The 5339-nt window shown below is 67.9% G+C and carries 7 protein-coding genes and 2 tRNA genes; 6 read left to right on the top strand and 3 right to left on the bottom strand.

The features are described 5' to 3' along the window. The coding region (locus Q4F73_RS11255) for a trehalase-like domain-containing protein (protein ID WP_303359433.1) at positions 1 to 361 on the bottom strand (361 nt) is incomplete at its 3' end. Positions 362 to 394: 33 nt separating this feature from the next. On the opposite strand from Q4F73_RS11255, the gene Q4F73_RS11250 reads away from it, so the two are divergent. From Q4F73_RS11250 to Q4F73_RS11240, 3 genes are all read left to right on the top strand, one after another. Further along, complete coding sequence (locus Q4F73_RS11250; protein WP_303359432.1) at positions 395 to 1657, top strand: glucose-6-phosphate dehydrogenase; 1263 nt, start codon at positions 395 to 397, stop codon at positions 1655 to 1657. Positions 1658 to 1740: 83 nt separating this feature from the next. After that, positions 1741 to 1869, top strand: a complete 129-nt coding sequence (locus Q4F73_RS11245) for a hypothetical protein (protein ID WP_273045299.1) — start codon at positions 1741 to 1743, stop codon at positions 1867 to 1869. A gap of 53 nt (positions 1870 to 1922) precedes the next feature. Beyond that, entirely contained in the window at positions 1923 to 2777 is an 855-nt protein-coding gene (locus Q4F73_RS11240; RefSeq protein WP_303359431.1) for a YwiC-like family protein, read from the top strand. Between the two features lie 196 nt (positions 2778 to 2973). On the opposite strand, the gene Q4F73_RS11235 is transcribed toward Q4F73_RS11240, so the two are convergent. Next, a tRNA-Asn gene (locus Q4F73_RS11235) sits at positions 2974 to 3046 on the bottom strand. 162 nt (positions 3047 to 3208) lie between these two features. Here Q4F73_RS11235 and Q4F73_RS11230 point away from each other — a divergent pair. From Q4F73_RS11230 to Q4F73_RS11220, 3 genes are all read left to right on the top strand, one after another. After that, positions 3209 to 3282, top strand: a tRNA-Ile gene (locus Q4F73_RS11230). 69 nt (positions 3283 to 3351) lie between these two features. Further along, a complete protein-coding gene (locus Q4F73_RS11225) occupies positions 3352 to 4209 on the top strand; it encodes a trimeric intracellular cation channel family protein (protein WP_303359434.1) in 858 nt (285 codons plus the stop codon). Between the two features lie 202 nt (positions 4210 to 4411). Continuing rightward, entirely contained in the window at positions 4412 to 4813 is a 402-nt protein-coding gene (locus tag Q4F73_RS11220; RefSeq protein ID WP_303359430.1) for a hypothetical protein, read from the top strand. A gap of 50 nt (positions 4814 to 4863) precedes the next feature. Here Q4F73_RS11220 and Q4F73_RS11215 read toward each other — a convergent pair. Next, a partial coding sequence (locus Q4F73_RS11215; RefSeq protein WP_303359429.1) for a ribonucleotide-diphosphate reductase subunit beta occupies positions 4864 to 5339 on the bottom strand: 476 nt, incomplete at its 5' end.

Below are 5339 nucleotides of genomic sequence, written 5' to 3'. Positions count from 1 at the left end.
TGTCGATCTCACCGGACGTGCACCGCACCTGGCGCAGCAGGTCGGTGCACTCGAAGCGCCCGTTGTCCGGGTCCATCGGCATGAAGTCCGTGACTACGGCGGTGCCGGTGTCGGACTCCCACGTCGTCTCCAGCACAAAAGAGTTGCCCAGGTAACGGCGGCCGAGCACGCGGGCGCCGGGGGCATCGATACGCCAGTGTCCGTGCTCCTCGGTGCCCAGCAGCCGGGTGAACACCGCCTGCGAATCGAAACGCGGCAGGCACAGCCAGTCGATGCTGCCGCCCTCGGCGACGAGCGCCGCGGTGTGCGTGTCGGACAGAAGCGCATACTTCTCGATCGGGGTGCTGCGCTCGGTTGTCATGCATTCAACTTTAATCATGGAACACTGGGGCGCATGGAAGCACAGACGATCATCATCCTCGGCGGAGCCGGCGATCTGGCGAAGCGACTGCTCATTCCCGGCCTGGGGGAGTACAGCGTGCTCTGCGACAGGCAGGTGCGGATCATCGGGGTCGGACGCGACGAGGTGGACTACCCGGCCTTCGTCGCGGAGAGCCTGAGGGAGGCCGGCGTGGAGGACCGCCTGTCCGCCGCGGCGGACTTCGTCACCGCCGATGCCGCGGACGTTGATGATCTCCGACGGGTGATCGACGCAGCCGACGACGGCGCCGTGCTCTACTTCGCCCTGCCCCCGGCGGTGTCGGTGCAGGCCATCGAGCTTCTCGACGACGTCGACCTCCCCGCGGACCTCACCTTCGCCATGGAGAAGCCATACGGGGAGACCGCGGGGGAGGCCGATGATCTGGATACCCGACTGTTGACCGTCACCGACGAGGGTCACATCTTCCGCGTCGACCACTTCCTCTGCGAGGCGGCGGTGACCACCCTCACCGGCCTCGTCCGCGGTAACGCCCCGTTGCGGGCATCCTGGTCCTCCGAGTGCGTCGAGGCGATCGACATCGTCTTCGACGAGGAGCTCGCCCTCGAGGGGCGGGCCGAGTTCTACGACTCCACCGGCGCGCTGCGCGACATGATCCAGTCGCATCTTCTGCAGGTGCTCGCCCACATCCTCTGCGTCGACGGGCGCGCAGAGCCGGCCGGGGTGCTCGCCGCCACCACCGTGGTCGAAGGTTCCGCCCGCCGGGCCCGGTACACCGCCGGTGGGGGCCTGCCGTCGTACGTCGACGAGGACGGCGTGGACGCCTCCCGTGGCACCGAGACCCTCGCGCAGCTGGACCTGGAGGTGGATCTCCCGCGGTGGCGCGGCACCCGGATGCGCCTGCGCTCCGGCAAGGCGATCGGCTCCCCGGAGCAGGCGGTCACCGTCCACTACCGCGCGGCCGAGGATTTGGCGCCGGCCCGCCTCGTGCTGCCCTTCGCCGACGAGATGCGCCTGGAACTCAACGTCCCCGACCCCGGTGACCGCCGGGACAAGGAGCGCATCACCCTGCACTCGGGTACCGTGCCCTCCCGCCTCAGCCCCTACGGGCGCGTCGCGCGGGCCCTGCTCACCGACGACCACTCCGTCGAGGTCCCGGCGGGCACCCCCCAGCGCGCCTGGGAGATCCTGCGCCCGGTGCTCGACGCTTTCGAGACCAACGAGATCCCGCTCGAGGAGTACCCGGCCGGCTCCTCCGGGCCCGAGGGATGGCGTTAGACGAATGTGACCCCGTTTCCGGGGACATCCGACCCCCTCCTGCGCTATGTTCGTAATACCAACGGACGGCGAAGGAGGCGGGGATGAGCGGCGATCACACGTGCGCGCGTCTGGCCGCCCACGCCTCCGCGGCGCTGGCCCTGGCCGCCCTCGTCTACGCCAGCCTGTCGGTGGAGTCCGATTCGGGGGAGGACGCCGACGGGGGTCGCTGAGTTTCCCCGGAGAGACTCGTATCAAACTTTCGGATGATGCTAACGTGACTGTCATGGCCACGACCACCGTCCGCAAGCGCAAGCACGGCATCTCCCCGTGGATCCCCAACCAGCACGGTGCCTGGGCGATGCTCATCAGCCCCGCCGCCCTCGGCCTCGTGTCCGGCCTCACGGCCTTCGTGCTTGCCGACGCCCCCTCGTACCGTCCCCTCACCGTCCTGCCGGCGGTCCTCGTCGCCTGGTTCTTCGGCTACTTCGCCTTCTTCGCGTTCGGCCTGGCCGCCAAGGCGCGCAGCCCGCAGCGCCGCGCCGGCTATCTCCGACCCGTGTACGTCTACGGTTCCGTCTCCCTGGTGGGCATCGCCGTGGCCCTGCTGCTGCAGCCGCAGCTCATGTGGTGGGCGCTGCCGTTCGCCCCGCTGGTGGCGATCGCGGCGTGGGAGACCCTGCAGGGGCGCGGCCGGTCCGCGCTGTCCGGGGTGTCCACAGTCGTCGCCTCCGCCCTGCTCCTGCCCGCCATGACCGCCGTCGGCGGGGGAGAGGGTTTCATCGGGGAGGTGCCCACCATCATCTGGGTGTGCATGGTGTTCCTGGCGCTCTACTTCTCCGGCACGATCCCCTTCGTCAAGACCATGATCCGGGAGCGCAACAACCCCACCTACCTGAAGATCTCCATCGGCTACCACGTCGCGGCCCTGCTCATCGTCGGGGCGCTGGCCGTGTGGGCCGGCAAGTGGGTGGCGGGGGCGTTGGCGGTACTCACCATGTGTGTCGCGCTGGGGCGTGCCGTGTGGATCCCCTGGTCCGCCCGTCACGGAGAGCCGTGGACCGCGCGCCGGGTGGGAATGGCGGAGGTGCCGGTGCTGCTCATCGCCTGCGCCGCGGTGCTGGCGGCCGTGTTCCTGTAAGTCCCCCGACACGGCGCGAATCCCGGGTGAGGTGTCGCTTCTGCGACGCTCCCGGGATTCACTTCTTCACATCTCGGGTTCCGCTGCTCTTGGAACCGGCTCTGTGAAGCTATGCCTGGAGTGTAACCCGGCTCACATGAGGAAAACAAGGGGGTAACGCAGGAAGGCCACCGGATGTCCGGTGGCCTTCTCTCTGCTCCGCCAACTGGGCTCGAACCAGTGACCCTTCGATTAACAGTCGAATGCTCTGCCAACTGAGCTATGGCGGATTAACTTGTTTCGCTGCTGTTCCGCTGGTGTGCTTCCCTGCAACGAGACTTAACTATATGAGACTTTGCGTTTAGTGCCAAATCGCCTGGTCAGGTCGCAAAAAGACGGGGTTTGGGGAAACCGGTCGCCGCGCGGTTATACTGACTGAGTTCCATCTGCAGGGGGCTATAGCTCAGTCGGTTAGAGCCGCGGACTCATAATCCGTAGGTCGCGGGTTCGAGCCCCGCTGGCCCCACAGTCGAGACCCCGTCCGCCGCCCCGGCGGGCGGGGTCTCGTGTTGACGGCGACAGATGTGACCATACAATTCGGTTCACGGGTGACGTCGATCCGGAGATTCTCTTCCTCTACCGCAGCCTCGACCTGGGTGGCGTACTGCTCATGGGTATCCTCGGCGGGACGATCGCCCGCCAGCGGCACTTCGACGTCATGGGGTTCCTCTTCCTGGCACTGTTCTCCTCCCTGGGCGGCGGCATGATCCGCGACGCCCTCATCGGGCGGGGGACCGTCGCCGCCATGGCGCAGCCGGAGTATCTGGCTCTCGCGTTCTCCGGGGCGATCATCGCCTGGCTGACCAACTTCCGGGGGCGCTCGTGGGAGCTGTTCCAGGTGCACGCCGACGCCATCGTCCTCGGCGCGTGGGCGGTGACCGGGTGCGTCAAGGCGCTGTCCCACGATCTGCCGTACCTCTCGGCGATCTTCATGGGTGTGGTCACCGGCGTCGGCGGCGGCATGATCCGCGACGTGGTGATCGGCCAGGTGCCCGGGATCTTCCGCGGCGGGAAGCTCTACGCCATCCCCGCCCTGGTGAGCGGGGCGGGCATGGTGGCCTTCCACGTCGCCGGCCACGACGCCGTGGGCATGATCGTCTCCCCGGTACTGGGATCCGGGCTGGCCATCCTGTCCTACTGGCGGGGCTGGTCCATCGCCACGGATCCGGAGTGGGCACCGGTGAACATGACGGTCGCGCAGTTGCGCCGTGCGCTCCGGGTGGCGGAGGTGCACGGGCGCAACACCGCCCGCCGGATCGAGCCCTCGCCCGCGCGGCGGCTGCGCCATGCGGCGATGGAGCGTGCCGCCGCCCGGCGGAAGGGGATGCAGGACGAGATCATCCGCGCCGCCCGGGCGGGTGAGTGGGGGCCGGATCCCGACCCGGCACCCTGACCTGAACCTCAACCTCACCTTGAATAAACGGGGGTTGAAGTGGGGGTTTAGAGTTGCCGGTGGGGCGGGCGGGATGGAAACTGGTCCGTGTTACAGCAAGGTGATTTACGAGGCCGTTGGGGAAGACGACCCTCGTCTGACACCGCCGACTCCGCGCACCGTGGATGTCGGCGGTGGCCGTATCTGCCGAAGGATCTTCGACATGACCACCCTTGCACCCTCGCTCGCACGATGGTTGGGCGCCGCCGATTCCAAGGCACCGGACCACCTGTGGGAGACCTCTGACGTGACCGCCCCGGCGACCCTCACCGCGCACACCGCCGTACTCACCATCACAGGCATGCCGCGCGCCCTGCGCCCCCGCATAGAGACAGCCATGGTCCTGTGCGTCCCCAGCGGCTCCGCCCTGGAGATCCCCGGCGCGGACCCGCTCACCGCCGACTGGTTCACCCCCTGGCGCCGGTCCGGCGGCCGGGGCCCCGGGCTCCACGTCGCCTGCCGCCAGGTCCTCACCGGCACCGAGGAGGAGTTTGACCGTCTGCGTACCGTCGTGGAGAACCTCGCCCGCCAGCTCGGCTTCAGCGCGGAGCTGACGCCGGCCTGAGACGACGAACGCCGCGCGGGGTACGCGCGGCGTCGATAAGCGGGAGGGAGCTAGAAGTCCCAGTCGTCGTCCGTGGTCTCCTCGGCGGTGCCGATGACGTAGGAGGAACCCGAGCCGGAGAAGAAGTCGTGGTTCTCGTTGGCGGAGGGGTCCAGGGAGGTCATGACGCCGGCGTTGAAGCGGCAGGAATCCGGCGGGAAGATGCCCTCGAAGCCGAGGTTGTTCATCGCCTTGTTCGCGTTGTAACGCAGGAAGGACTTGACGTCCTCGGTCCAGCCGATCGGATCGTAGATGTCCTGGGTGTAGTGGGCCTCGTTGTCGTAGAGGTCGAGGAGCATCTCGAGGGCGAAGTCCTTGTCGGCGGCGTTCTCCTCCTCCGACAGGTGCTTGGCGGCCTGCTGGAACTTGTAGCCGATGTAGTAGCCGTGAACGGCCTCGTCACGGATGATGAGGCGGATGATGTCGGCGGCATTGGTGATCTTGCCCATGGACGCAAAGCGCAGCGGGAGGTAGAAGCCGGAGTAGA

The sequence above is a fragment of the Corynebacterium sp. genome (assembly GCF_030535495.1).
Lineage (GTDB): Bacteria > Actinomycetota > Actinomycetes > Mycobacteriales > Mycobacteriaceae > Corynebacterium.
This window is presented reverse-complemented; position numbering and strand designations above follow the sequence as displayed.

What these genes read in the sequence shown, in the direction of transcription:
- Q4F73_RS11250 (WP_303359432.1), top strand. Translation starts at nt 395, where the DNA reads ATGGAAGCACAGACGATCATCATCCTCGGCGGAGCCGGCGATCTGGCG.
- Q4F73_RS11245 (WP_273045299.1), top strand. Translation starts at nt 1,741, where the DNA reads ATGAGCGGCGATCACACGTGCGCGCGTCTGGCCGCCCACGCCTCCGCG.
- Q4F73_RS11240 (WP_303359431.1), top strand. Translation starts at nt 1,923, where the DNA reads ATGGCCACGACCACCGTCCGCAAGCGCAAGCACGGCATCTCCCCGTGG.
- Q4F73_RS11220 (WP_303359430.1), top strand. Translation starts at nt 4,412, where the DNA reads ATGACCACCCTTGCACCCTCGCTCGCACGATGGTTGGGCGCCGCCGAT.